At 68.3% G+C, this 19,912-nt stretch carries 15 protein-coding genes; 9 read left to right on the top strand and 6 right to left on the bottom strand.

Annotated features, from left to right (window positions below):
* Positions 1-21: 21 nt before the first annotated feature.
* Positions 22-1,386 (top strand): FAD-binding oxidoreductase, encoded by a 1,365-nt coding sequence (locus ACFWAY_RS12890; RefSeq protein ID WP_378455212.1) that lies wholly within the window; start codon positions 22-24, stop codon positions 1,384-1,386.
* On the opposite strand, the gene ACFWAY_RS12895 is transcribed toward ACFWAY_RS12890, so the two are convergent.
* The gene (locus ACFWAY_RS12895; RefSeq protein ID WP_378510866.1) at positions 1,340-2,848 is read right to left on the bottom strand and encodes an MFS transporter; all 1,509 of its coding nucleotides are present in this window, start codon (positions 2,846-2,848) and stop codon (positions 1,340-1,342) included. The genes ACFWAY_RS12890 and ACFWAY_RS12895 overlap by 47 nt on opposite strands.
* A 2-nt stretch (positions 2,849-2,850) precedes the next feature.
* Complete coding sequence (locus ACFWAY_RS12900; RefSeq protein WP_378455211.1) at positions 2,851-3,474, bottom strand: PadR family transcriptional regulator; 624 nt, start codon at positions 3,472-3,474, stop codon at positions 2,851-2,853.
* Between the two features lie 71 nt (positions 3,475-3,545).
* On the opposite strand from ACFWAY_RS12900, the gene ACFWAY_RS12905 reads away from it, so the two are divergent.
* Together ACFWAY_RS12905 and ACFWAY_RS12910 are read left to right on the top strand one after the other, a co-directional pair.
* Positions 3,546-4,268, top strand: a complete 723-nt coding sequence (locus ACFWAY_RS12905; RefSeq protein ID WP_378455281.1) for a GNAT family N-acetyltransferase — start codon at positions 3,546-3,548, stop codon at positions 4,266-4,268.
* 31 nt (positions 4,269-4,299) lie between these two features.
* Positions 4,300-5,337: a glutathione S-transferase family protein gene (locus ACFWAY_RS12910; protein WP_378510867.1), complete on the top strand. Its 1,038-nt coding sequence runs from the start codon at positions 4,300-4,302 to the stop codon at positions 5,335-5,337.
* A gap of 10 nt (positions 5,338-5,347) precedes the next feature.
* Here the strand turns inward: ACFWAY_RS12910 and ACFWAY_RS12915 are convergent, their stop codons facing one another.
* Both ACFWAY_RS12915 and ACFWAY_RS12920 read right to left on the bottom strand, forming a co-directional pair.
* Positions 5,348-5,743, bottom strand: coding sequence for a VOC family protein (locus tag ACFWAY_RS12915; protein ID WP_378455209.1), 396 nt, complete (start codon positions 5,741-5,743; stop codon positions 5,348-5,350).
* 4 nt (positions 5,744-5,747) lie between these two features.
* A complete protein-coding gene (locus tag ACFWAY_RS12920; protein WP_378510868.1) occupies positions 5,748-6,602 on the bottom strand; it encodes a helix-turn-helix domain-containing protein in 855 nt (284 codons plus the stop codon).
* Positions 6,603-6,701: 99 nt separating this feature from the next.
* On the opposite strand from ACFWAY_RS12920, the gene ACFWAY_RS12925 reads away from it, so the two are divergent.
* Complete coding sequence (locus tag ACFWAY_RS12925; RefSeq protein WP_378455207.1) at positions 6,702-7,388, top strand: hypothetical protein; 687 nt, start codon at positions 6,702-6,704, stop codon at positions 7,386-7,388.
* Positions 7,389-7,405: 17 nt separating this feature from the next.
* Here ACFWAY_RS12925 and ACFWAY_RS12930 read toward each other — a convergent pair whose 3' ends face one another.
* Complete coding sequence (locus ACFWAY_RS12930; RefSeq protein ID WP_378455206.1) at positions 7,406-8,788, bottom strand: glutamate decarboxylase; 1,383 nt, start codon at positions 8,786-8,788, stop codon at positions 7,406-7,408.
* A gap of 128 nt (positions 8,789-8,916) precedes the next feature.
* Here ACFWAY_RS12930 and ACFWAY_RS12935 point away from each other — a divergent pair, with 128 nt between their 5' ends.
* From ACFWAY_RS12935 to ACFWAY_RS12955, 5 genes are all read left to right on the top strand, one after another.
* Positions 8,917-10,029: an ABC transporter ATP-binding protein gene (locus tag ACFWAY_RS12935; RefSeq protein ID WP_378510869.1), complete on the top strand. Its 1,113-nt coding sequence runs from the start codon at positions 8,917-8,919 to the stop codon at positions 10,027-10,029.
* Positions 10,026-10,805, top strand: a complete 780-nt coding sequence (locus ACFWAY_RS12940) for an ABC transporter permease (protein WP_378455204.1) — start codon at positions 10,026-10,028, stop codon at positions 10,803-10,805. Before ACFWAY_RS12935 ends, ACFWAY_RS12940 begins: the two co-directional genes overlap by 4 nt.
* A gap of 50 nt (positions 10,806-10,855) precedes the next feature.
* Entirely contained in the window at positions 10,856-14,728 is a 3,873-nt protein-coding gene (locus tag ACFWAY_RS12945; RefSeq protein ID WP_378510870.1) for an ABC transporter ATP-binding protein, read from the top strand.
* 111 nt (positions 14,729-14,839) lie between these two features.
* Entirely contained in the window at positions 14,840-18,598 is a 3,759-nt protein-coding gene (locus ACFWAY_RS12950) for a multifunctional oxoglutarate decarboxylase/oxoglutarate dehydrogenase thiamine pyrophosphate-binding subunit/dihydrolipoyllysine-residue succinyltransferase subunit (protein ID WP_378510871.1), read from the top strand.
* 106 nt (positions 18,599-18,704) lie between these two features.
* A complete protein-coding gene (locus ACFWAY_RS12955) occupies positions 18,705-19,172 on the top strand; it encodes an AAA family ATPase (RefSeq protein WP_378510872.1) in 468 nt (155 codons plus the stop codon).
* Here the strand turns inward: ACFWAY_RS12955 and ACFWAY_RS12960 are convergent.
* Positions 19,169-19,825, bottom strand: coding sequence for a hypothetical protein (locus ACFWAY_RS12960; RefSeq protein ID WP_378510873.1), 657 nt, complete (start codon positions 19,823-19,825; stop codon positions 19,169-19,171). The genes ACFWAY_RS12955 and ACFWAY_RS12960 overlap by 4 nt on opposite strands.
* Positions 19,826-19,912 lie beyond the last annotated feature (87 nt).

Below are 19,912 nucleotides of genomic sequence, written 5' to 3' on the forward strand. Positions count from 1 at the left end.
TGTTCCGCCTACGATCGGGGTGTGGACTCGCTGCGCGCGGCGCTGGCCGACGTCGTCGGAGAACGGTTCGTGACCGTGGACGCAGACGTGCTCGCCGCCCGCGCGATCGACCACACCGGGCGCTACAGCGGGCGTGCAAGCGCACTCGTCCGGCCCGCGGACGCCGCGGAAGTCTCGGCCGTGCTGGGCATCTGCCGCCGAGCCGGCGTGAAGGTCACCGTGCAGGGTGGCCGCACCGGACTCGAAGCGGGCACGGTTCCCGAGCACGGCGACGTACTGCTGTCGACGGAACGGCTGACCTCGATCGGCGGCGTCGACCGGGAGAACCTGCGTGTCACCGTCGGCGCCGGGGTAACCCTCTCGACGCTCCGGCGCGCCGCGTCCGACGCCGGACTGCTGTTCGGCGTCGACATCGCGTCCCGCGATTCCGCGACGATCGGCGGCATGGTGTCGACCAATGCCGGTGGGCTGCACACCGTGCGGTACGGCCACATGTCCGCGCAGGTGCTGGGCCTGGAAGTGGTGCTCCCCGACGGGGCGATCGTGCGGCGCAGCATGAGGGTGGGCGCCGAGAACTGCGGATACGACCTGCCGGCGCTGTGGGTTGGCAGCGAGGGCACTCTCGGTGTGGTCACGACCGTCGATCTCGCGCTGCACCCCGTGCCGGAGTTCCGTGTGACCGCCCTCGCGGGCTTCGCGCAACTGCCCGGCCTGATCGATGCGGCTCGCGTCGTCCGGCGGCTCGACGGGGTGGACGCCGTGGAGATGCTCGACGGCCGCGGGCTCGAATTGGCCTCCTCGCGGCTGGGTTTCGCCGTTCCCACGGGTCTGCCGTGGTATCTCCTGGTGGAACTGGCCGGCCGGCGCGACCTCACCGACGAGCTGGCCGAGGCGCTGGAGCAGTGTGCTCCCGACGACGAACCCGCCGTCGGGATCGATCCTGCAGGGCGCGCCCGGGTGTGGGCGGCGCGGGATGCGTTCGCGGAGGTGGTCGGATTGTTCGGACCTCCGCTGAAGTTCGACGCCGCCCTCCCGCTGGACACCCTCGCCGCGTTCGTCGCCGACGCGGTCGCGATGGTGACGAGCCGGGCGCCCGACGCGATTCCGGTGCTGTTCGGGCACGTCGCCGACGGCAACGTCCACCTCAACGTGCTGCGCTGCCCCGACGAGTCCGTGCTGTACCGGCCGGTCACCGAACTGATCCGCGATCACGGCGGCAACATCGCCTCCGAACACGGCGTCGGCGCACACAAACGCAACTACCTGGACCTCGCCCTCAGCCGCGAGGACATCACCGCGATGTGGACGATCAAGCAGGCATTCGATCCCGCGGACTACCTCAACCCTGCAGTGATGTTTCCCGACTGGCTGCGTCGCCCGCACTGACTCCGGGCTTCTCACGCAACGGTCGCGCAAAACACACCGAGGCGATGAAACCGATCAGCAGGACGGCGGCGGGCAGCCAGATCGACTGCGACATCGCCGTCGCGAACGGTTCCTTCACGAACTCCGGCATCTCCCCGACGCCGGCCTCCTGGCTGTCGGCGTTCAGACCCTGGGCGGACAGGCGGGCCGTGATGAGTGCGCCGATCGCGGCGCTGCCGAGGACGGCGCCGACCTGTCGGGTGGTGTTGTAGACGCCGGCTCCGGCGCCCGCCTGATGGGGCGGAAGGTTGTGGGTTGCCGTGGCCGCGAGCGGCGACCAGATACACGCGTTGGCGAGGCCGATCAGTCCGATCGGCAGAAGCAGTTCCCAGATCGCCACGTCGGGCGACATGACCATGGACAGCCAGCCGAGTGCGATCGAGAACAGCAGGAACCCGGCGCCCGCGATGTACCTCGGGTGGGTGCGGTCCACGAGCTTGCCGATGAACGGTGCGAACACGCCGGTGAGGACGGCCATGGGCACGAGTAGCAGGGCCGATCGCGTGGGCGACAGACCACGCACCGCCTGCGTGTAGAACATGAGCGGCAGGACCATCGCGGTGATCGCGAACCCCATCGAGGTGATCGCCACGTTGGCGAGCGAGAAGTTGCGGTCCTTGAACAGGCCCAGCGGCAGGAGCGGCTCGTTCTTGTTCCAGGACTGGTACCAGACGAAGACGCCGAGGAGAACGAGGCCGGCGCCGATCGACGCCAGGACGGTCGCCGACCAGTCGTAGGAGCTGCCCTCCTGTATTCCGAACACGAGGAAGAACATGCCGAGCGCGCTGAGCACGACACCGGGGATGTCGAACTTGTGTTCGTGGGTCTCGAGCGCGGGCACAAGCCGCCAGGCCAGCACGAACGCGATCACGCCGACGGGCACGTTGACGATGAAGATCCACTGCCAGCCGAGGTTGTCCACGAGCACGCCGCCCGCGAGCGGTCCCACCAGGGTGGCGACACCGGCGACGGCGCCCCACAGACCCATCGCGGTGCCGCGGCGGTCCGGCGGGAACGTGCGGGTGATGACGGCCATCGTCTGGGGCGTCATCAGTGCGGCGCCGAGTCCCTGGAACACCCGGGCGACGATGAGGAGGGTGATGGTGCCGGACAGGCCGCACCACAGCGACGCCCCGGTGAACAGGACGAGCCCGATCAGGTAGATGTTCTTGGGACCGAACCGATCCCCGAGGCGGCCGGTGACCAGCAGCGGCACCGCGTAGGCCAGCAGGTAGGCGCTGGTGACCCAGACGACCTTGTTGATGTCGGTGTGCAGGTCGTTCATGATCGCCGGGTTGGCCACCGCGACGATGGTGCTGTCGACGAGGATCATGAAGAAGCCGATGACGAGGGCCCACAGGGCCGGCCAGGGATTTCGGTGCTCGGGTGGCGACGTGGGTGGTGCGGTGCGCTCGGTGTCCATCATCAATCCTTTACTGAACCGGATGGGATCCGGCGTGAGTGTGTCAGTCGTTCGAGTAGTTCCGGCGAAAGCCACGGGAGGGCTCCGGAGTCGATGTCGGCCACCAGGGCGCTGAGCCATTCGTGCTCCGCGCGGGCGACAGTGACGAGAAATTCGTTGCCGAGGAGGAAGATCCTGGGGATCTCGGTGGAACAGGCGAGCGCGGCGGCGGTCTCGAGTTCGTCGATCTCGCGGGTGAGGTGATCGAGCCGTTCCCGGAGCAGTTCTGCCACGGTGGGTGCGTCGACGTTGTGCGCCTCCGCCAGCGCGAGGGGGAACTGCGGGTACTCGTGCACCGGGCTGGCCAGCATGTCACTCACCCGTTGGACGAGCGCTTCCCGGCCCGCCTCCGTGACCTCGTACATAGTGCGTTCGGGCCGGTTCCCCGCCCGGTCGGTCCCGGTGGTGCGCACCAGTCCTTCACCTTCGAGCCTGCTCACCGTGTGATACAGCGACCCCGGCCGGATCTTCACGACGCGTCCACGCCGGGCGGCGGCGAGTTGGTACATCTCGTATGGATGCATCGTGCGCTCACACAGCAGACCGAGGATGGTGACACCGAGCGGCGTGAGTGCCACGGTCACCACCTCCCACTACTCCACGTCGAATACTCCACGTGGAATATACCGTCCGGGCCGACGGGGAACAAGCGGTTACCGTGGGTCCCGTGGACTCCCATCACCTCGACATCATTCGACTCGCCTGGTCACGCGAACTGGGATTGCCCGACGACGCACTGTCCACCCGGCCCGGCGCCGACGACCGCGCCGTCCGGGTGGACGACGACACGGACACGATCCGATTCCTGCGCCTGGGCGAGACGTCCGCGCTCGTCGGACCGCGGTGGGCGATCGAGCGTGCCGACGGGCACACGTCGGAGGAACTGACCGAATCCGCGACCCTGCTCGCCCTCACCCAGGATCGGTCCGGACGGTGCGCCGGTCCCGTGGTGCTCGCGTTCGGCACCGACTACCAGGATCCGGCGACTGGGCGGCCACCGCTCGTCTCCCACGAACACGACCACGTCCGGCAGGTCGAAGAGGCGTGTCCCCCGGACGACGTGACGGAGGCCCATCTGGGTGACCGCGACCGATGGTTCACGATTCTCGACGACGCGCAGCAACCGGTCAGTTCCGCCGGGTACGCCGAGTTCCAGGGCTTCCTCGCCGATGTCGGCGTGCTGACGGCGCCGGCGTTCCGGCGCCGCGGACTGGGCGCCACGGTCGCCGGAATCGCCACCGACGACGCGCTCGACAGCGGCCTGATCGCCCAATGCCGGTCACCCCGCGACAATCTGGCCGCTCGCGCGCTCGCCGCCCGCGCCGGGTACCGGGAACTGGGCAGCTATGCCGCGGTCACGATCTCCCGAAGTACGCTCTGAGACGACATCGAAAGACGGGGAAAAGTCGACTATGACAGACCGAACGGCAGAACCGCACAGCACGGAAAGCGCCAACGTCGAATCCGGCGCCGAGTTCACACGCGACACCCACTACATCCCCACCCGTATCACGGCCGACGGCCGCGACGGCTATCCCATCGAACCCGGCCGGTACCGCCTCGTCGCCGCCCGGGCGTGCCCGTGGGCCAACCGCGCGATCATCGTCCGGCGACTGCTCGGGCTCGAGGACGTGTTGTCGATGGGACTGTGCGGCCCCACCCACGACAAGCGCAGCTGGACTTTCGATCTCGATCCGGGCGGCGTCGATCCCGCGCTGAAGATCCCGCGCCTGCAGGACGCGTACTTCGCACGCTTCCCCGACTACTCCCGCGGCATCACCGTGCCCGCGATCGTCGACGTCCCCACCGGGCAGGTGGTCACCAACGACTACCCGCAGATCACCCTGGATCTGTCCTCGGAATGGACGCAGCACCACCGTGAGGGCGCTCCCGACCTCTACCCCGAGCCGCTCCGGGAGGAGATCGACGAGGTCGCCGATCTCGTGTTCCGCGATGTCAACAACGGGGTGTACCGGTGCGGTTTCGCCGGATCCCAGGAGGCGTACGAATCTGCGTACGACCGCCTGTTCGCCCGCCTCGACTGGCTCGAGGACCGTCTCACCGACCGCAGGTTCCTCGTCGGAGACACGATCACCGAGGCGGACGTGCGTCTGTTCACCACCCTGGCCCGGTTCGACGCCGTCTACCACGGACACTTCAAGTGCAATCGCAACAAACTCGACGAGATGCCCGTGCTGTGGAGCTACGCCCGCGATCTCTTCCAGACACCCGGGTTCGGCGACACCATCGACTTCACCCAGATCAAGCAGCACTACTACATCGTGCACACCGACATCAATCCCACCCGGATCGTGCCGAAGGGTCCCGACCTGTCCGGCTGGCTCGAGCCACACGGGCGTGAACAGCTGGGCGGCAGGCCGTTCGGGGACGGCACGCCGCCGCCTCCGCCGAAGCCCGGCGAGCAGGTCCCGGCCGGGCACGGAGCGTGATCGGGCGGGCCTACGCGCCGGTGTAGGTGCCGAAACTCCAGAACACGCCCTCGGGGTCGCGGCAGGTGAAGCCGCGCGATCCGTAGTCTTCGTCGCGCAGTCCGCGGACGATCGTGGCGCCGGCGGCCACGGCGCGCTCGTGGAGCGCGTCGGGGTCGTCGACGACGAGGTACACCGAGCCCGTCCCGGGCGGCAGGTCGCTGATGACCGAGTCCTCACTGGGCGAGCCGAGCATGATCCCGCCGCCCTTCGGCCAGCCGAGTTCGGCGTGATCGACCCGGTCGCCCTCGCCGTACACCGCGTTCTCGGCGAACCCGAAGGCGTCGACGAGGAAGCGGATCGCGGCCCGCGCGTCGCGGTAGACGAGGGTGGGCCACACATATGTGGTGTGCGTCGAAGTAGTCATGTCATCACTCTGCGCCGTCGTCGTGGTAGGGGTCTTGGACGAATGAGAACGGGTCGATCTCACGCCACCGCGACGGTGGGACGCCCGCGAGGTCGCGCCAGTCCCGCGCCATGTGGGCCTGGTCGTAATACCCGCACACCGCGGACACGTCGGCGAGCGTCACCCCGGTGGCACCCTCGAGCATCCGGTGCGAGCGGTGGAAACGGGACAACCGCACCACGTCCTTGGGCGTCACGCCGTACTCCGCGACGAACTTGTTCACCAGATGCCTTCGGCTCCAGCCGACGTCGTGCGCGACATCACCGACCCGGGGGCCCTCGCCGGCGACGAGCAGATGCCAGGCGCGGGTGAGGTGCGGGTCGATCTCCGCCGGCGCCGCGCGGCGCGTCAGGACCTCGTCGAGGATCGCGAACCGTTCGTCCCAGCCGGGTTCGAGCGACAGCCGCTCGGCCAGTTCCCCCGCGTCCGGACCGAGCAGTTCCTCGAGGCCGACGACCCAGGCGCCGAGGGCGGCGGTGGGCACCCCCAGCAGCGCCCGGGCGCCGAGCGGGCTGAGGGCCAACTGGACGCCGTGCTGATTGCCGTCGTGCCGGATCGTCACCGGTGCCGTGGCGATGCCGCTGGCGAGAGTGTCGTAACGACCGGGCGCCTGCTCGGGCGTCGCCTGGGCGGCGATGTCGAGCGGCTCGTCGATCGTCACGATCACTGTCAGGCAGGGCGACGGCAGACCGAGGTGGATGCCGGGCTCGAAACCGGCCAGCCGATAGCCGTCGTATCCCGTGACCAGAGCGCGCAACGATGCCGCCGGGCGCCGGAAGGCCCCGGACGACACCGCGGTATCGCTGTCTGCGACGCTCACGAAACCAGCCTAGGCAACGGTGCCGTCACCGGCCACAGCGTTCACTCACCTACAGTCGGTGCCAGCACACTCGAAGCACACGGCGAGACGGGAGCCCCGATGGCTGGCAATGGTGGACCGGTGGAGAAGGTACTGGTCTCGGTCCTCGACAACGGAAGCCGTCTCCAGGCTCCCGCGGTGGCCAAGTACGTCGAATGGGTCCGGCGCTCGCACCCCGGTGAGTCGCCCGCGCAGATCGTCGAGCGCATGGAGAAGATGTTCCTGCTGGCCGTGACGGGCAGCGGCAGCGCAGTTGGCGCCACCGCCGCCATTCCCGGGGTCGGCACCGTCGCGTCCATCGCGGCGGTGGGCGCCGAATCGGCGTTCTTCCTGGAAGCGGCGGCGCTGCTCACTCTCGCTGTCGCGTCGGTGCACGGCATCTCCGCCGCCGACCACCAGCAGCGGCGCGCACTCGTCCTCTCGGTGGCGCTGGGCGAATCGGGCATGGAAATCGTCCAGAAGGCGACGGGCGTCACGGCGAAGAACTGGGCGAGCGCCATCACGAGCCGCATACCCGGCCCCACCATGAAGGGTATGAACAGCACCCTGGTGCGCAAGTTCATCACCAAGTACGCCGCCCGCCGCAGCGCGCTGGTCCTCGGCAAACTCGTGCCCGCCGGCATCGGCGCGGCCATCGGCGGCGCGGGTAACCGGGCTATCGGCAAGGGCGTCGTCAAGAACGCACGCGAAGCGTTCGGGCCCGCCCCGGCCCGCTGGCCGGACGAGATCCGCGCGATCGAAGCCTGAGCCGGTAGACGAAGCGGCTAGTGGGCGAAGTGCTGTTCCGTCGAACGCCCGCCACCCTTTTCGCGGAGTTCGGCACACACTTCCTCGATCGCCTCGGCGACGAGGGATCCGAGATCGGCGCTGAAGCCCTCGCGCACGACGATGCGCAGGACCGCCACGTCCTCCGCGTCGGCGGGCATCGTGTAGGCGGGCACCTGCCACCCCCGCGCCCGCAACTCGTGTGACACGTCGAAGACCGTGAACCCTGGGTCGCCGACGAGTTCGAACGCCACCACCGGAATGTCGGTGCCGTCCGTGATCAGGGTGAAGTGTTCGATCTCGGCGATGCGTCTGCCCACGCGAACTGCGGTGTCGCGCAGCGTCTCCATGATCGACCGGTAGCCGGCCCGGCCGAGTCGCAGGAAGTTGTAGTACTGCCCCACCACCTGATTGCCGGGCCGCGAGAAGTTCAGGGTGAACGTCGGCATGTCGCCGCCCAGGTAGTTGACCCGGAACACCAGCCCCTCGGGAAGATGCTCACGGTCGCGCCACACCACGAACCCGATCCCCGGATACGTCAATCCGTACTTGTGACCACTCACGTTGATGGAGGCCACGCGCGGAACCCGGAAGTCCCACAACAACTCCGGTTGCAGGAAGGGAACGACGAACCCACCGCTCGCCGCGTCCACGTGGATCGGGACGTCCGGGCCGCCGGACGCGGCGAGTTCGTCGAGAGCCGCCGCGATCGCGGCCACCGGTTCCAGTTCCCCCGTGTAGGTGGTGCCTACGATCACGACCGCTCCGATGGTGTTCTCGTCGACCGCGTCCCGCACCTGCTCCGGCGTGATGACGTAGCGGCCCTTCTCCATCGGCAGGTACTTCGGCTCGACGTCGAAGTACCGGCAGAACTTCTCCCACACCACCTGGACGTTGCTGCCGAGCACCAGATTCGGTCGGGCAGTGTCCTTCCCGGCCGCCTCCCGCTTCGCCCGCCACAGCCACTTGAGCGCGAGACCACCGAGCATGACCGCCTCGCTCGAACCGATCGTCGAGACGCCGGTCGCGCTGGCCGGGTCGGTGTTCGACAGATCGGGAGCGTGGAACAGATCGGCCACCATCGACACGCACCGGGACTCGATCGCCGCGGTCGCGGGGTACTCGTCCTTGTCGATCATGTTCTTGTCGAACGTCTCGGCCATCAGCTTGTCGGCCTCGGGATCCATCCACGTGGTGACGAACGTGGCCAGGTTCAGCCGCGAACTGCCGTCGAGCATCAACTCGTCGTGGATGAACCGGTAGGCGGCCTCGGGATCGGTTTCGTCGTCCGGCAGCCGCAGCGCCGGAAACGGGTCGATCGAGAGGCGCCCCGTGTACGCGGGGGAAATGACGTCGCGATGGTGATGGTGGTGCTTGCTCATGTGCGTCCCCAATCGATTGGTTTCAGCATGCGCCGTCGCAGACGCCCTGTACGTCAGTTGGTGAATCTCGGCACGGCAGCCCAGTAGGGTCGAAACAGTTCCATTCGATTGTGGCAGGGGAGGACGGGTTGACCACAGCAATCCCGGGAAGTTTCACGGCGCCGATCGAGGTGCGGGGGCTGTCGAAGCGCTTCAAGAACGTCGACGCGGTCACGGACCTCAGCTTCACCGTGCCGCAGGGTTCGATCACCGGATTCCTCGGTCCCAACGGGTCGGGCAAGACCACGACCCTGCGGATGATCCTCGGTCTCGTGAAGCCGACGTCCGGCACCTCGACGGTCGCCGGTGTCCCGATTCGCCTCCTCGTCGACCCCGCGCGCACGGTCGGCGCCGTCCTGGACTCGCAGAGCCTGCACCCCAACCGGACTGCACTCGACCATCTGAAGGTGTACGCGTCCGCGATCCGCGTACCGGACGCACGCGCACTGCAGGTGCTCGCACTCGTCGGGCTCGAGGACGTCGCCGGACGCAAGGCGGGCGGCTTCTCTCTCGGCATGCGTCAGCGACTGTCGCTGGCGACGGCGCTGCTGGGTGATCCGCGGATCCTGATCCTCGACGAACCGGCCAACGGACTCGACCCCGAGGGCATCGCCTGGCTGCGTGAATTCCTCAAAGGCTTCGCCGCATCCGGCCGAACCGTGCTGATCTCGAGCCACATCCTCCGCGAAGTGGAGCAGACCGTCGACAATCTCGTGATCGTCAGCCGCGGCTCCCTCGTCTATCAGGGACGCATGGAGGAGCTGCGCAAGTCGCAGCAGAGCCGGCTGCTGGTCGCGTCCTCGAGCCCGCCCGCGCTGGCGACCGCCTTGGCCGCCAAGGGCATCGTCGACGCCCGGTCGCTCGCGGACGGTCGCCTCGCCGTCGTCGGCGCGTCCCTCGAACTCGTCGAGGCCGTCGCCGCCGAAGCCGGGGTCACGATTTTCGGAGCCGTCGGCGATCACATCGACCTCGAGCAACTCTTCCTGTCGATGACCGCAGGCCAGTACGTGGCCGGAGCGAGCGCCGCGGCGCCCTCGGGATACGGCCCACCGCCGACGTACGCGCCCCAGCCCGGGTACGCACCTCCCGGGTACGCCCCACAGCCGGGTTACGGTCCGCCTCCCGGGTACGCCCCACCACCGGGCTACGGTCCACCACCCGCACACCCCCAGCACGGTCCGATGTCCGGAGGTCCGCGATGACAGCGCTGCTCACCGCGGAATTCCGCAAGGTCACCACACTGCGGTTCTGGTGGATGCTCGGTCTGGCACCACTGATCGTCGGGATGTTCTCGAGCGCGATCACACTGCCGGTGATGCGTGCGTTCACCGACGCGTTCGAGGCCGATCCGAGCGAGGCCAACCTCGCCGCCACCCTTTTCGGGCTGGCGGTCGCGGTCGCCCTCGTCGTCCTGTTCGCCGCGGTCTTCGGGGCGGTGAACGTGGGCACGGAATTCCGGTACAAGACCCTCACCACCACGTTCCTCACCGCCCGCGGCCGGGACGGGGTGATCGGCACCAAGCTCGCCGTCACCGCGGCCTTCGGCTTCTTCTACTGCCTCGTGGTGGAGCTGGTCAGCGTCGCCCTGCTGCTGACGTTCGGCGGTGACACCTTCGAACTGCGCGGATCCCTGTTCGCCATGCTCGGGGCGGCCCTGATCTGCGGGGCGCTGTGGGCGCTCATCGGCGGCGGCGTGTCGATGCTCACCGGCTCGTCCGTCGGAAGCTGCATCGCCCTGGTGGTCTGGTACACCCTCGGCGAGATGATCCTCCGCTCGATCCTCAGCGGGATCGGCATCGGCTCCGTCGGCAGTGTCCTCCCCGTGTCGGCCACCCTCGGGACGGTCGCGAACGCGGCCGCGGGCAACGAGATCGACTGGCTCACGCTCTGGCCAACCGCGCCCCTCGCCCTGCTCGTGTGGACCGCGGTCTTCGTCGGCGGCGGCTGGGCGCTCACGCGGCAGCGCGACATCACCTGACGCCGCGCCGGGTGCTGACCCTGTCGGTACCCGGCGCTAACGTGGATCCAGTGGTAAGTGAGAGTGCGTCCGGTTCGGTGATCGAACGGGAGCAGACGCTGGAGCAGGATCAGGCACGGCCGGGCTGGATTCGACGGCTGAGCGGTGAGTGCTGGGCGCACCGCCGCGTCGCACTCGGTGCCCTGTCCGTGACGATCGTCGCCGCGGGTATCGACATCTCGTTCCCTCTCCTCACCAAGTACGCGGTCGACGCCGGGGGATCGGGTCGCGCCACCCAGGTGATCGGCATCGCCGCCCTGCTCATCGCGTTGCTCGCGTGCGTCCGCTTCGGCTGCCAGTACGGCCGCCGGATGCTCGCCGGCAAGCTGTCGCTCGACGTCCAGCACGATCTGCGGCTGGGTCTGCTGGGCGCGCTGCAACGACTCGACGGGCGGGGGCAGGATCAGATCCGCACCGGTCAGGTGGTCTCCCGGTCCATCACCGACCTCCAGCTGGTTCAGGGTCTGCTCGCGATGGTCCCGTTGTCGGCGGGCGCATTGCTCCAATTCGTCCTCGCGCTCGGCATCATGGCCTGGCTGTCACCGCTGCTGACCGTCGTCGCGCTGGTGATCGTTCCCGCCGTGTGCCTCGTCGTCTACGCGATGAGGCCGAAACTGTTCGCGGCCACCTGGTCGGCGCAGCAGCGGGCGGCCGACCTCGCGCAGCACGTCGAGGAGACCGTGACCGGCGTCCGCGTCGTCAAGGGCTTCGGCCAGGAGCGCCGGGCCGTCGACCAGCTCGAGGACCACAGCCGGACGCTGTACGCGGAACGCCTGCGAGCCGCCCGGATCAACGCGCGCTTCGCGCCGACCATGGCAGCGCTGCCCCAGCTCGGTCTCGTCGGCGTCATCGCCGTCGGCGGCTACCTGGCCCTGCACGGCTCCATCACGATCGGCACGTTCCTCGCCTTCGCCACGTACGTCGCCACGATGACCGGCGTCACCCGGACGCTGTCGTCGGTCGTGATCATGGCCCAGCTGTCCAGGGCCGCCGTCGAGCGCGTGTACGAGGTGATCGACGCCGAACCGGAGGTCGCGGACCCGCCGCACCCCACCGCACTGCCCGGCGGACCGCTGGGTGTGGACCTGCGCTCTGTCACGTTCGGATTCGAGTCGGACCGGCACATCCTCCGCGGACTCGACCTGCGCATCGCGCCCGGCGAGACGGTCGCGGTGGTCGGGATGGCGGGCTCCGGCAAGACCGCCCTGTCGCTGCTGCTCCCCCGCTTCTACGCCCCGTCCTCGGGTTCCGTAGCCCTCACGTCGGCGGGCGAGTCGTTCGACGTCGCGCACCTGAGCGCCGAGCAGTTGCGCGAAGCCGTCGGCCTCGTGTTCGACGAACCGTTCCTCTTCTCCGACACCATCGCGGCCAACATCGCCCTCGGCAGGCCCGACGCCAGCGCCGAGGAGATCCGCGCCGCCGCCGACATGGCCGCCGCCGACGAGTTCGTCTCCGCATTGCCGGACGGCTACGACACCGTGGTCGGCGAACGCGGTCTCACGCTCTCCGGCGGGCAGCGGCAGCGGATCGCACTGGCACGCGCGCTCCTCACCGACCCGAGGGTACTGATCCTCGACGACGCCACTTCCGCCGTCGACGCCACCACCGAGGCGTCGATCTTCGCGGCGCTGCGCGCGAATCGCGGACGGACGGCGCTGATCCTGGCGCATCGCCGGTCGACCCTGTCGCTCGCCGACCGCGTCGCCGTGCTCGACGGCGGACGGATCATCGATTCCGGCACGGTGGCCGAACTCGACGAACGGTGCCCGCTCTTCCGCGCGCTGTTCGCCTCCCCCGACAACGCGGGCCCCATCGACGTCAGCGTCCCCGCACCGAGCGAGCCGATGCCGTATCAGCGCATACCGTCCGAGTCCGAGTTGTGGCCGCAGGACGTCGAGGAGTGGGACGTGCCCGCCTCGTCCGGCCGCACCCCGGCTCCCGGCGCGGGCCCCGGCGGCGGCCGTGCCGCCGGCGGACCGATGGCGGGAGCGCTGGGCAACGTGGCCGCGACCCCGGAACTTCGGCAGGCAGTGAACGCGCTGCCGCCCGCCGTCGAGAGCCCGGGTATCAATACCCGGAACCTGCGCCTGCCCGAGCCCGACTTCCGGCTGTCGCGGATCCTGCGACCGGTCCGCGCCCTCCTGGTCGCCGTCGTCGTCTGCCTCGCGCTCGACTCGCTCGCGGGGATCGCGTTCCCGTCGATCGTCCGGTTCGCGATCGACCGCGGTGTCGTCCCGCAGGACTCCGCGACGCTGTGGACCGCGGCCGGGGTGGGCGTCGCTCTCGTGGTCGCCGGCTGGCTCGTCGTCGCCCTGATGACGGTCCTCACCGCCCGAGCGGGAGAACGTGTGCTGTTCGGGTTGCGGGTGCGCAGCTACGCACACCTGCAGCGGCTCGGACTCGACTACTACGAGCGCGAGCTGTCCGGCCGCATCATGACCCGGATGACCACCGACGTCGACGCGTTGTCGTCGTTCATCCAGACGGGGATGTCCACCGCCGTGGTGAGTGTCCTGACCGTCTTCGGTATCTCCGTCGCCCTCGTCGCCACCGACGTCACGCTCGCGTTGGTGGCGCTCGCCGTCATCCCGCCGCTCGTCGTCGCGACGCTGATCTTCCGCAGGATCTCCTCGGTGGCGTACACGGTCTCGCGTGAGCGGATCTCACTCGTCAACGCCGACTTCCAGGAGAACATCGCCGGGCTCCGCGCCGCCCAGGCGTACCGTCGCGAAGGGTTCGCCGCCCGCCGGTTCGCCGAGCGTGCCGACAGTTACCGGCGCAGCCGGATGCGGTCACAGCGGGCGATCTCGGTGTATTTCCCGTTCATCGCGTTCCTCTCGGACCTCGCCCTGGCCGCCGTGGTGTTCGTCGGTGCGCGCCAGGTGGCGGGCGGCGACACGACGACCGGGACGCTCGTCGCCTTCGTGTTGTACCTCGGGCTCCTGTTCGGGCCCATCCAGCAGCTGTCGCAGGTGTTCGACGGGTACCAGCAGGCCAGTGTGGGTCTGCTCCGGATCGGGGATCTGCTCCGCACACCCAGTTCCATCGAGCGGGCAACCTCGCGCGAGAACCTCCAGCCGATCGACGGGCACCTGCGCGGCGAGCTGTGCCTACGCGACGTCGGGTTCCGCTATCAGGGCGCCGACAGCGACGCCCTGACCGACATCGACCTGCACATCCCCGCCGGCACCACCGTCGCCTTGGTCGGCCGGACCGGCGCCGGCAAGTCGACCATCGTGAAACTGCTCGCCCGCTTCTACGACCCGACGTCCGGCGCGGTGCTCGTCGACGACGTCGATCTCCGCCGGTACCCGCTCGGCGCGTACCGCGGACGCCTCGGCGTCGTCCCCCAGGAGGCCCACCTGTTCACCGGGACCGTCGCCACCAACATCGCGTACGGCCGCCCGGATGCGAGCCGCGCTGAGATCGCGGACGCTGCCCGCGCGGTCGGAGCGCTGGGCACGATCGCCGGATTGCGGGGTGGGATGCATCACCCCATCGGCGAGCGCGGGCAGGGGCTGTCGGCGGGCCAGCGTCAGCTGATCGCGCTCGCCCGGGCCGAGCTGGTCGACCCCGACCTGCTGCTGCTCGACGAGGCGACCGCGACGCTCGATCCGGCCACCGAGCAGGTAGTTCTCGAGGCGAGCAGCCGTGTGACCCGCACCCGGACGTCAGTGGTGGTGGCCCACCGACTGGCCACCGCGGCCCGGGCAGATGTGATCCTCGTCATCGACAAGGGGCGGGTGGTCGAGACCGGATCGCACGCCACCCTGCGCTATGCCGGTGGCCACTATTCGGGACTGTGGGATGCGGCGGAGGCCGGGTCGGGGAATAATCGCGGGGCGAGAACCGTCATCGATGGTGACCCCATCGGTTGGCCGTGAGACAGCTCACACGTGCAGGCCTGGCGATCTACACGTCACACGCGAGGGCTAGTCTCATGTATATAGGCGCTCTGATCGGGTACCGAAATAGAAACGAGGCGAACACCTGCCGTGAGCAGCAGCTCTACATCCCAGTTCGGACAGAACCAGTGGTTGGTTGACGAGATGTACCAGCGTTTCCAGGACGATCCGTCGTCCGTGGACGCGAGTTGGCACGAATTCCTGACGGATTACTCTCCCGACGCCGCCGCCAAGGCAGGCGCAGCCAACGGACACGGCACGAACGGCACCACCACCGCCGCACCTGCTGCCGCTCCCTCCGCCAAGGCGTCGACTCCCCCGGCTCCCGAGTCCGAGACCGCACCCAAGCCTCAGACCAAGACGGCCAACGGCGCCGCACCGAAGACTGCACCCAACGGTGCAGCTCCGAAGGCTGCTGCCGCGAAGACCGAGGCCCCCAAGAAGGCCGCAGCGAAGGACGCGAAGGCATCCGCTCCCGCTCCTGCAGTAGAAGAGTCGAAGGTTCTCCGCGGCGCAGCTGCTGCCGTCGCCAAGAACATGTCGGCCTCGCTGGCCATTCCGACCGCCACCAGCGTTCGCGCCATCCCTGCGAAGCTGATGTTCGACAACCGGATCGTCATCAACAACCACCTCGCCCGTACCCGCGGCGGCAAGATCTCGTTCACGCACCTGCTGGGTTACGCGATCGTGCAGGCGGTCAAGGCGTTCCCGAACATGAACCGGCACTTCGCCGAGATCGACGGCAAGCCCAACGCGGTCACCCCCGCACACACCAACCTCGGTCTGGCCATCGACCTGCCGGGCAAGGACGGCAGCCGGTCCCTCGTCGTCGCCGCGATCAAGAACACCGACACCCACAACTTCACGCAGTTCTACAGCGCCTACGAGGACATCGTCCGGCGCGCGCGTGACGGCAAGCTCACCGCCGAAGACTTCTCGGGTGTCACGATCTCGCTCACCAACCCCGGCGGCATCGGCACCGTGCACTCCGTGCCGCGGCTGATGAACGGCCAGGGCGCCATCATCGGTGCCGGCGCGATGGAGTACCCCGCCGAGTTCCAGGGCGCGAGCGACGAGCGCCTCGCCGAGATCGGCGTCGGCAAGCTCATGACGCTCACCTCGACGTACGACCACCGCATCATCCAGGGTGCCGAGTCCGGCGACTTCCTCCGGACCATCCACAACCTGCTGATCAGCGACGAGTTCTACGACGAGATCTTCCACGCGCTGCACATCCCCTACGAGCCGGTCCGCTGGCGCAAGGACGTGCCCGAAGGCGCCGTCGACAAGAACACCCGTGTTCTCGAGCTGATCGCCGCGTACCGCAACCGCGGTCACCTGATGGCCGACACGGATCCGCTGCAGTTCGTCAAGGACAAGTTCCGCAGCCACCCGGACCTGGACGTCCGCACGCACGACCTGACCCTGTGGGACCTCGACCGCGAATTCAAGGTCGGCGGCTTCCACGGCCAGGAGAAGATGAAGCTGCGCGACGTGCTCAGCGTGCTGCGCGACGCGTACTGCCGCCACGTCGGTGTCGAGTACACACACATCCTGGAGCCGGAGCAGCAGCAGTGGCTGCAGGACCGGGTCGAGGCGCACCACGTCAAGCCCACGGTCGCCCAGCAGAAGTACATCCTGAGCAAGCTCAACGCCGCCGAGGCGTTCGAGACGTTCCTGCAGACCAAGTACGTCGGCCAGAAGCGCTTCTCCCTCGAGGGCGCCGAGTCCGTCATCCCGATGATGGACGCCGTCATCGACCAGGCCGCCGAGCACCAGCTCGACGAGGTCGTCATCGGCATGCCGCACCGCGGTCGCCTCAACGTTCTCGCGAACATCGTCGGCAAGCCGTACTCGAAGATCTTCACCGAGTTCGAGGGCAACATGAACCCGGCGGCCGCTCACGGCTCCGGCGACGTGAAGTACCACCTCGGCGCCGAGGGCACGTACATCCAGATGTTCGGCGACAACGACATCACCGTGTCGCTGACGGCGAACCCGTCGCACCTCGAGGCGGTCGACCCGGTCCTCGAAGGCCTGGTCCGCGCGAAGCAGGACATCCTCGACAAGGGCGAGGACGGCTTCACCGTCCTGCCGCTCATGCTGCACGGCGACGCCGCGTTCGCCGGTCAGGGTGTTGTGGCCGAGACGTTGAACCTTGCGCTGCTGCGCGGGTACCGCACCGGCGGCACCGTGCACATCGTGGTCAACAACCAGGTCGGTTTCACCACCGCCCCGGAGCACTCGCGTTCGTCCGAGTACTGCACGGATGTCGCGAAGATGATCGGCGCGCCGATCTTCCACGTGAACGGCGACGACCCCGAGGCCTGCGTCTGGGTCGCCCAGCTCGCTGTCGACTTCCGGGAGAAGTTCCAGAAGGACGTCGTCATCGACATGATCTGCTACCGCCGTCGCGGTCACAACGAGGGCGACGACCCGTCGATGACGCAGCCGGCGATGTACGACGTGATCGACACCAAGCGCAGCGTGCGTAAGAGCTACACCGAATCCCTGATCGGCCGCGGCGACATCTCGCTGAAGGAAGCCGAAGACGCACTGCGCGACTACCAGGGCCAGCTGGAACGGGTGTTCAACGAGGTTCGCGAACTCGAGAAGTACACGCCGGAGCCCAGTGAGTCGGTCGAGCTCGACCAGGTGCTGCCCACCAAGTTGAAGACGTCCGTCGACGACTCGGTGCTCGAGCGGATCGGCGACGCGTTCGTCAACGTGCCCGAGGGCTTCACCGTGCACCCGCGCGTCAAGCCGGTCATCGAGAAGCGCCGTGAAATGTCCCGCGAGGGCAAGATCGACTGGGCCTTCGCCGAGCTGCTCGCGTTCGGTTCGCTGGTCGACCAGGGCAAGATGGTTCGCCTGTCCGGCCAGGATTCCAAGCGCGGCACGTTCACGCAGCGTCACTCGGTCCTCATCGACCGCAAGACCGGCGCCGAGTACACCCCGCTGCAGAACCTCGGCAGCGAGAACCCCGGCAAGTTCCTGGTCTACGACTCCGCACTCAGCGAGTTCGCCGCCGTCGGCTTCGAGTACGGCTACTCCGTGGGCAACCCGGACGCGCTCGTGCTGTGGGAGGCGCAGTTCGGTGACTTCGTCAACGGCGCGCAGCCGATCATCGACGAGTTCATCTCGTCCGGTGAGGCCAAGTGGGGCCAGCTGTCCGACGTCGTGCTCCTGCTGCCGCACGGCCACGAGGGTCAGGGCCCCGACCACACGTCCGGTCGTATCGAGCGCTTCCTGCAGTTGTGCGCCGAAGGTTCGATGACCGTGGCCGTGCCGTCCACCCCGGCCAGCTACTTCCACCTGCTGCGTCGCCACTCGCTCGACGGAATCCGCCGCCCGCTGGTCGTCTTCACGCCGAAGTCGATGCTGCGGAACAAGGCTGCGGTCTCCGACGTCGAGGACTTCACCACCGGTAAGTTCCGCTCGGTGTTCGAGGAGCCCACGTACGAGACGGGCAACGCCGAACGCGACAAGGTTCGTCGTGTCCTCCTCGTCAGCGGCAAGCTGTACTGGGAGCTGCTGGCGAAGAAGCAGAAGGACAACCGCGAGGACATCGCGATCGTCCGCATCGAGCAGCTGTACCCGGTTCCGAGCCGTCGTCTCCGCGAGACGCTGGACCGCTACCCGAACGCCACCGAGTTCCGGTGGGTTCAGGAGGAGCCGGCCAACCAGGGTGCGTGGCCGTTCTTCGGTCTCGCGCTGCCCGAGTTGCTGCCCGACAAGCTGTCCGGAATCAAGCGCATCTCGCGTCGTTCGATGTCGGCCCCGTCCTCGGGTTCGAGCAAGGTGCACGCTGTGGAACAGCAGGAGATCATCGATGAAGCCTTCGGCTGAAGAGCGTGTAACGGCTGAAGCATTCAGCTGAGCGTTTGATTGACTGATCTGCCACTGAGCCGGGTCGAGTTCACTCCACGGAGCGGATTCGACCCGGCTTCGTCATATGGAACTCCCCGCGGTCGCGGAACTGTGCGACAACGGGCTGGCATTCGAGCGGCCGGTCACGGTGATCGTGGGTGAGAACGGCGTCGGGAAGTCGACTCTGGTGGAGTCGATCGCCGCGGCCTGGCAGGGCGGGTTCCGCGGGGCGCAGGACCGGTTGTGGTCGGCTGACGCCAGCCCGGAGGACGCGGACCTCGGCGCGCACCTCACGTGTGTCGGCGCCCGTCCGCAGCCCGCGCTGTCGTTCCAGTCCTGCCTGGCGCTGCTCGGCGTGATCACGGATCTCGCCGAGGAGGGTTCGCAGGTGATCATCGCGACGCACTCTCCCCTCCTCGCCACCGCGCCCGGCGCCGAGATCTGGGAACTCACCGACGACGGCATCGACTACCCCGAGTGGAATCAGCTCGATCTCGTCCGCAATTGGCGATCGTTCCTCGACGGACCCGACCGCTTCCTGCGGCATCTCTAGGCCGGCCCTGCCTGCGGCCCAGCGTCCGCCCGCGACCTCACGGTCCGGACGGCGACTGCGGTGGCGGCGAGAAGTCCGCCGAGGACGACGAGGGTGAGCGCGTCGGTCGTGGTCTGCCGGCCCTGGAATCCCATGAGGTACCCGAGTGCCATGCCGGCCACCGCCAGGAACATGCCCGCATGGATGGCTCGGGTGAGGGGACGATCCCCCACGCGCTGGAACAGCAGAATCAGGGCGATCACGAGGTTCGCGACGAACAGTCCGGGGACACCGGTCATGAACACGTACTGACCGATCGTATTGACGGCGTCGTCGGACGTGTTGAAGTGGCTGAACGTTCCGCGGGCGGCCTGTACCGCGATGAATCCGACATCGATGATGCCGGTCACGGCGAACACCGTCGCCATGATCCGGGTCCATCTGCTGCCTCGGTGCGGGAGGGTCAGCATCCACGCCAGGGTGGCCCCGTAGAGCGCGAAGGAGACCGCGAACTTCAGCGGTTTGAGCCACACGGACACCCCGAGCACGGTCCGGTCGTCCACGAGGAGTCCGACGGCGCACACGAGTGCGAGTGCGGACATCGCAGCGACCATCACCGCCAGCGGCACCTGGCGGGACGCGACGATGCGGGAGCGAAGATCGAGGGTGGTCATGACGAGAACGCTAGGAACATCGCATGCGTCGCCACGTCACGCCGGGGAATGAAACCGGTGCCACCCGCGGGTACTACGGGTGTACCC

The sequence above is a fragment of the Rhodococcus sp. NPDC059968 genome (genome assembly GCF_042738615.1).
In the GTDB taxonomy this organism is placed as follows: Bacteria; Actinomycetota; Actinomycetes; order Mycobacteriales; family Mycobacteriaceae; genus Rhodococcus_F.